This window comes from Actinocorallia lasiicapitis (genome assembly GCF_054778695.1).
Genome location: NZ_BAAGZI010000346.1, coordinates 1 through 6,360 on the forward strand (window position 1 = coordinate 1; position 6,360 = coordinate 6,360).

General features: G+C 69.0%; 8 protein-coding genes and 1 pseudogene. 8 read left to right on the plus strand and 1 reads right to left on the minus strand.

Annotated features, from left to right (window positions below; genetic code table 11):
- Window positions 1-201 (minus strand): RsmD family RNA methyltransferase (locus tag ACYVE7_RS27010; protein ID WP_460368425.1); only part of this gene is annotated, 201 nt, incomplete at its 3' end.
- 133 nt (window positions 202-334) lie between these two features.
- Between ACYVE7_RS27010 and coaD the strand changes: the two genes are divergently transcribed.
- The 8 genes and pseudogenes from coaD to ACYVE7_RS27050 form a co-directional block, all read left to right on the plus strand.
- Window positions 335-826 carry a pantetheine-phosphate adenylyltransferase gene (gene coaD / locus ACYVE7_RS27015; RefSeq protein ID WP_460368427.1) on the plus strand — a complete coding sequence of 164 codons (492 nt, stop codon included), beginning with the start codon at window positions 335-337 and terminating at the stop codon, window positions 824-826.
- A 210-nt stretch (window positions 827-1,036) separates the two neighbouring features.
- Complete coding sequence (locus ACYVE7_RS27020) at window positions 1,037-1,471, plus strand: YceD family protein (RefSeq protein WP_460368428.1); 435 nt, start codon at window positions 1,037-1,039, stop codon at window positions 1,469-1,471.
- Between the two features lie 5 nt (window positions 1,472-1,476).
- The gene (rpmF, locus tag ACYVE7_RS27025) at window positions 1,477-1,653 is read left to right on the plus strand and encodes a 50S ribosomal protein L32 (RefSeq protein WP_460368430.1); all 177 of its coding nucleotides are present in this window, start codon (window positions 1,477-1,479) and stop codon (window positions 1,651-1,653) included.
- A gap of 209 nt (window positions 1,654-1,862) precedes the next feature.
- Window positions 1,863-2,519 (plus strand): annotated as a pseudogene (gene rnc / locus ACYVE7_RS27030) (ribonuclease III); the annotation flags it as partial.
- Between the two features lie 54 nt (window positions 2,520-2,573).
- On the plus strand, window positions 2,574-3,452 hold the full coding sequence (mutM, locus tag ACYVE7_RS27035; RefSeq protein WP_460368432.1) for a bifunctional DNA-formamidopyrimidine glycosylase/DNA-(apurinic or apyrimidinic site) lyase: 879 nt from the start codon (window positions 2,574-2,576) through the stop codon (window positions 3,450-3,452).
- Window positions 3,445-3,720 (plus strand): acylphosphatase, encoded by a 276-nt coding sequence (locus ACYVE7_RS27040; RefSeq protein ID WP_460368434.1) that lies wholly within the window; start codon window positions 3,445-3,447, stop codon window positions 3,718-3,720. The genes mutM and ACYVE7_RS27040 overlap by 8 nt, the downstream gene beginning before the upstream one ends.
- Window positions 3,721-3,903: 183 nt before the next feature.
- Window positions 3,904-4,089, plus strand: a complete 186-nt coding sequence (locus ACYVE7_RS27045; RefSeq protein WP_460368436.1) for a hypothetical protein — start codon at window positions 3,904-3,906, stop codon at window positions 4,087-4,089.
- A 147-nt stretch (window positions 4,090-4,236) separates the two neighbouring features.
- Window positions 4,237-6,360: chromosome segregation SMC family protein (locus tag ACYVE7_RS27050; protein ID WP_460368438.1), on the plus strand; the 2,124-nt coding region annotated here is incomplete at its 3' end.

The window sequence follows — 6,360 nt, forward strand, 5'->3', positions numbered from 1 at the left end:
GCCCCGCGACAGCGCCTCCAGCCCGACCGCCCCCGAACCGGCGTAGAAGTCGGCGACCCGCAGCCCGTCCAGCGGCCCGAGCAGCGACAGGACCGTCGAGAACAGCCCTTCCCTGGCCCGGTCGGCCGTCGGCCGGGTGTCCCGGCCTTCCGGCGTCACCAGCCGGCGCCCCCCGGCCACACCCGCGATCACCCTCGTCATGAAACCCATTCTCCCCCGCCCGGAAGTGTCTCCTTCCCGTCTGATCATGGTCGCGATCGTGGGGCGCTGAAGTGACCACGAGCAGGGGTTTGGTACCGTCGCGCCGTTCGAAGCCGAAGGGTAAGGGCCACTGATGGATTCAAAACCGAGCCGTGCCGTCTGTCCGGGCTCCTTCGACCCGGTGACCAACGGGCATCTCGACATCATCAGCCGGGCCTCCCGGCTCTATGACGAGGTGATCGTGATGGTCTCGATCAACCTCGCCAAGCGAGGCCTGTTCACGGTCGAGGAGCGGGTCGACCTGATCCGCGAGGTCACCAAGGAGTACGGCAATGTGACCGTCGACTCCTTCCGCGGCCTCACCGTGGACTACTGCAAGTCCCACGACATCCCGGTGATCGTCCGCGGGCTGCGGGCCGTCACCGACTACGACTACGAACTCCAGATCGCCCAGATGAACCACCGCATGTCGGGCGTGGAGACCCTTTTCATGGCGACGGCCCCCGACTACTCCTTCCTGTCGTCCAGCCTCATGAAGGAGGTCGTAAAGTGGGGGGGAGACGCCTCGGGACTGGTCCCGGAACTCGTCCACCAGCGGCTCATCGAGCGGTTGAAAGACGACTGAGTTGGGCTAACCCCCGCTGACCGGTATCCTTGGCGTTCGGCCATGCCTGACGTGGCGATCTGTCCATGCCTGAGTACCAGGGGAGTAGTCCTGTCCAGCTTCGATCCCAAACGGCCCCTCGTGCTCGATACGCACACGCTGGGCCGGCGTCCGGGGTCGATGAAGGAACAGGTCGTCTCCGTACCGGCACCGGAAGGTCTAGGCGTCGAGATGGTCGGCGTTCCCAAGGACGCCGAACTTGAGCTGGACCTGCGGTTCGAGTCGGTGATGGAGGGCGTGCTCGTCTCGGGCACGGCGGACCTGCCCATCCAGGGCGAGTGCGCACGCTGCCTGGACGGACTCGACTTCCACATGGAAGTGGAGTTCCAGGAACTCTTCGTCTACGTCGACACCCGTTCGGGTTCGACCGCCGACGAGGACGAACACCGTCTTGACGGGGATCTCCTCGATCTTGAACCGGTGCTCAGGGACGCGGTGGTGCTCGCACTGCCCCTGTCCCCCCTGTGCCAGGACGACTGTCCCGGCCTCTGCACGGAGTGCGGTGTACGGCTGGCGGACGCCGGTCCCGACCACTCGCACGACGCTGCCGACCCCCGGTGGGCGGCGCTGCAGGGCCTTATCGAAACACGAGAAGAAGAAGGCTAGGAATCATGGCCGTCCCGAAGCGGAAGAAGTCCCGCAGCAACACCCGCCACCGTCGCTCCGCCTGGAAGACGCAGGCCGTGGCGCTCGTCGAGTGCCCGCAGTGCCGCGACCAGAAGCTGCCGCACGTGGCGTGCTCGACCTGCGGCGTCTACAACAAGCGTCAGGTCGTCGAGACGGCCTGAGGCTGATCTCAACGGTCTCGGGGGCGGGTCGCACTTCACCGTGCGATCGCGCCCCCGCAGCCGTATCCAGAGGGCGGGATCGTCTGACGCCCCAGGGTCGTGGTGTACGCCGGAAATCGAGCTCCCGGCGCGTACCTCGCTTTCTGGGACGCCAGCGGGTGGTCTCGCCGTGTACCCGCGATCAGCGGTCGACCAGCGAGGAGCCGTGCATGACCGTCCCCACCAGTGATCTTGAAGAGCGCATCGCCCTGAAGCTCAGCCCCGAGCTGCTGGAGCGCGCTCTCACCCACCGCTCGTTCGCCTACGAGAACGGCGGGCTGCCCACCAACGAGCGGCTGGAGTTCCTCGGCGACTCCGTGCTCGGCCTGGTCGTCACCGACACGCTGTACCGGGGCCACCCTGACCTGCCCGAGGGGCAGCTCGCGAAGCTGCGCGCCGCGGTCGTCAACATGCGGGCGCTGGCCGGGGTCGCCCGCGGTCTGGACCTGGGCGCGCACATCCGGCTGGGCCGCGGCGAAGAGGGCACCGGCGGCCGGGACAAGGCCTCGATCCTCGCCGACACCCTCGAGGCGCTGATCGGCTGCGTCTATCTCGACCTCGGGCTGGACGAGGCGTCCGCGCTGGTCCACCGGCTGTTCGACGGCCTGATCGCCCAGTCGGCGAACCTCGGCGCGGGCCTGGACTGGAAGACCTCGCTCCAGGAGCTCACCGCCGACGAGGGCCTGGGCGTGCCGGAGTACGTCGTCACCGAGAGCGGGCCCGACCACCAGAAGACCTTCCGCGCATCGGTCCGGGTCGGTTCGTCCTCCTACGGTCAGGGCGAGGGCCGGTCGAAGAAGGAGGCCGAGCAGAAGGCCGCCGAGGCCGCCTGGACGGAGATCCGCGCCGAGCTCGCCGCCGTCAAGCCCGAAGGCGCCTAGATGCCGGAGCTGCCCGAGGTCGAGGTGGTCCGGCGCGGTCTGGAGACCTGGACGGCGGGCCGTACCGTCGCCACGGTGTCGGTCGACCATCCGCGCGCGGTGCGCCGGCATCTGGCGGGCGGCGACGACTTCGCCGCCCGGCTCGTCGGCCGCACGCTGGAGCCGCCGCGCAGACGCGGCAAGTATCTGTGGGTGCCGTTCGGCGAGGGCGCGCTGCTCGCGCATCTGGGCATGAGCGGCCAGCTGCTGGTCGGCGCGGCCGACGCCGAGCGCCAGAAGCATCTGCGGGTCCGGTTGACCTTCACCGACGGCGGCCCCGATCTGCGTTTCGTGGATCAGCGGACCTTCGGCCATCTGATGGTGTCGGAGCTGCAAGCCGATCCGCACGGCGATGAAGCGCCCGTTCCCGAGGTCATCGCGCATATCGCGGCGGACCCGTTCGAGAAGGTCTTCGACGACGAAGCGTTCCAACGAGCGCTGAAAAAACGACAAACAGGTATTAAAAGGGCGCTCCTCGATCAGTCACTGATCAGCGGGGTCGGCAACATCTATGCCGACGAAGCGCTATGGCACGCCAAACTGCACGGAGAACGGCCGACGGCGAAACTCACCGGGCCTCAGGTCTCCCTTCTGCTCCAGGCGTCACGCGAGGTCATGGCGGCGGCACTGAACGTCGGCGGAACCTCCTTTGACGCCCTTTATGTCGACGTCAACGGGGACAGCGGCTACTTCGCGCGGTCGCTGAACGCCTACGGCCGTCGCGACGAACCCTGTGGCCGATGTGGGACGCCGATCCGGCGTGAAGTCTTCATGAACCGGTCGTCCTACTCCTGCCCGGTGTGCCAGCCGCGGCCGCGCGGCGTGCGGTCCGTTGGCTGACGTGCGGCTGACCGCCTGGGTGCGGGGCGAGGTGCAGGGCGTCGGATTCCGGTGGTGGACCCGGGCGCGCGCCCTGGAGCTGGGGCTCGTCGGATCGGCGACCAATCTGCGGGACGGCAGGGTCGAGGTCAATGCCGAAGGGTCGCGGGAGAATTGCGAGAAACTCCTGGAGTTGTTGCGTTCCAAAGGGACTCCAGGGCGTGTCGCCGGTGTAACCGAGCGCTGGAGCGAGCCGCGCGGTAACGTACTCGGTTTCGTAGAAAGATGACCCGCTGGGTATTCTCCGCTCAACCTGCTAAACTCAGTGGAGCAAGGTTGTTACGGGTCTGTGATGTACGGCTTGACCGACACACCGGCCGGTGCGACTCTGGAAGAGTCGATAACGCACTCCATCCACATCAAGGGTGAAGTGTGATCTCTGCTGGTTACTCAGCGTGGAGGACCCTCAATCATGGCGAAGGCTCTACTCGGCCACGTCGGCGGTCCCGACCCTCGGATGGTCGCCGAGATGCGGCGTCTGCAGCGGCGTGTTCGGGATCTGGAAGCCGAACTGGTTCGGCTCCAGGAAGAAAACGATGCACTGGTCTCGTCCGAGGACGGACCCGTGCACGCGGACCGCGAGCCCGCGCTCGCCTGAGCGCTGGTTCACGACAGATCAGGGACGTCTTAGCAGGCGTCCCTTTTGTCATTTCATGACGGCGGGCTCCCTGGCCAGCGGTAAGGTGCTGCCCACTGTGTTTTCGGCGCCCGCACGCTGGGCGCTCGGGGAGGGGGACGGCCGCGCGTGTACCTCAAGAGCCTGACGCTGCGCGGGTTCAAGTCCTTCGCCTCCTCCACGACGTTGAAGTTCGAGCCCGGCATCACCTGCGTGGTCGGCCCGAACGGCTCCGGCAAATCCAACGTCGTCGACGCGCTCGCCTGGGTGATGGGGGAGCAGGGCGCCAAGTCGCTGCGCGGCGGCAAGATGGAAGACGTCATCTTCGCGGGGACTTCCAACCGCGCCCCGCTCGGCCGCGCCGAAGTCGTCCTCACGATCGACAACACCGACGGCGCCCTGCCGATCGACTACTCCGAGGTGACGATCAGCCGGCTGATGTTCCGGTCCGGCTCGTCCGAGTACGCGATCAACGGCGACCCGTGCCGCCTCCTCGACGTCCAGGATCTGCTGTCGGACTCCGGGATCGGCCGCGAGATGCACGTCATCATCGGCCAGGGCCAGCTCGACCAGGTGCTCAACGCGGGCCCCGAAGGCCGGCGGGCGATCGTCGAAGAGGCCGCGGGCGTGCTCAAGCACCGCAAACGCAAAGAGAAGGCGCTCCGCAAGCTCGACGCGATGCAGGCCAACATGACCCGCGTCCAGGACCTCACCTCCGAGCTCCGCCGCCAGCTCAAACCCCTCGGCAAGCAGGCCGAGATCGCCCGCAGGGCCGCCGTGATCCAGGCCGAGCTCCGCGACGCCAAACTCCGGCTGCTCGCCGACGACCTCCTCACCCTCCGCACCAAGATCGACCAGGAGGCCGCGGACGAGGCGTCCGTGCGCCGCCGCCGCACCGAGGTCGAAGAGGCCCTCACCACGGCCCAGAACCGGGAGGAGCAGCTCGACGCCGAGACGGCCGAGGCCGCCCCCGTCCTCATGCTCGTCCAGGAGACCTTCTTCCGCCTCTCCTCGCTCAAGGAGAGGCTGCGGGGGCTGGCGGATCTCGCCGCCGAACGGCACCGCAACACCAGCGAGGTCGTCGAGGAGGACCGGTTCGGGCGGGACCCCGAAGAGCTGGAGCGCGAAGCCGAGGAGATCCGCGCGCAGGAGGACATCCTCACCGAGAAACTCGAAGAGGCACAGGAAGCGCTCCAGGAAGCCGTCCAGGAGCGGGCCGGAGCCGAAGGCGCGCTCGCCGCCGAGGACCGCAGGCTCCAGCAGGCCGCCAAGGCCGCCACCGACCGTCGCGAAGCGCTCGCCAGGCTCCGCTCCCAGGTCGAGTCCGTGCGCAGCCGCCTCCAAGCGGCCGAAGCCGAGATCGGCCGGCTCGTCGAAGCCCGCATGTCCGCCGAGGACCGCGCCGAAGCCGCCCAGGCCGAAGCCGACGCCTTCGAGACCGCCAACAGCACCGACCCGCGGCTCGCGCTGGATCTGGAGATCGCCGAAGAGGCCCTGGCCGCCGCCAAGGACGCAGCCTCGACCGCCCGCGCCGCCGTCGCGCAGCCCCAGCAGAACCTGAAAGCCGCCCGCGACCAGGTCGCCGCCGCCCGCACGGCCGACCACCGCGCCCAGAAGGACCTCACCGCGCTCCAGGCCAGGATCGAAGCGCTCGAACTGTCGCTCGGCACCGCAGCCGACGGCGCCGAGACCCTCACCACCTCCGATCTGGACGGGATCGTCGGCACCCTCGCGTCCCTGCTGACCGTCCAGGCGGGGGCCGAGACCGCGATCGCCGCCGCGCTCGGCGCGGCCACCGAGGCGATCGTGCTCTCCTCGTTCGACACCGGGATCGCAGCCCTGCGCCTGCTGCGCGCCGAAGGCGCCGCCGCCGGACTCGTCATCGGCGCGCCCGCCCGTCCGGCCGGTCCTGGACGGGGCGAGCCTCCGGCGGGAGCCGTCTGGGCCACCGAGCTGATCACCGTCCCCGCCCACCTGTCCGACGCGATGGCCCACCTCCTGGACGGCCATGTGGTCGTCGCCGATCTGGAGACCGCCGGACGTGTCGTGGCCGGATCGCCCGAGCTGACGGCCGTCACCCGCGACGGCGACGTGCTCGGCGCGCACTGGGCGCAGAGCGGATCGGCGGGCGGCCAGGGCCTCCTCCAGATGCGCTCCACGCTGGACGCCGCCGTCGCCGCCCTCGCCGACGCCCAGGAGTCCACCGAGCTGACCGCCGAGGCCCTGGAGGCCGCGGCCGTCGCCGAGGCCGAC